We start from the raw sequence: 295 nt of genomic DNA on the forward strand, positions 1-295 counted from the left end.
GGCGTCGCCCCCGCAGTTCGCCGCATGCAAGGCCTGCCATACGGTCAACAAGGGCGGCCGGAACGGCATCGGCCCCAATCTGTACGGCGTCGTCGGGCGTCCGGCCGCATCGGCAGCGGGGTTCAACTATTCGCCCGCGCTGAAGGCGTCGAAGCTGAAGTGGGACGAAAAGACGCTGAGCGAGTATCTCGCCGCGCCGCAGAAGAAGGTGCCCGGTACGCGCATGCCGATCGCCACGCCCGATCCGGCGAAGCGCGCCGCGATCATCGCCTATCTGAAGGCGGAAGGGTCCAAG

At 67.5% G+C, this 295-nt stretch carries 1 protein-coding gene; it reads left to right on the forward strand.

Translation table 11 applies throughout. The features are described from left to right. Positions 1-295 (forward strand): c-type cytochrome (locus AC0IYH_RS30850; protein WP_471837983.1); only part of this gene is annotated, 295 nt, incomplete at both ends.

The sequence above is a fragment of the Pseudomonas sp. AC463 genome, assembly GCF_979253585.1.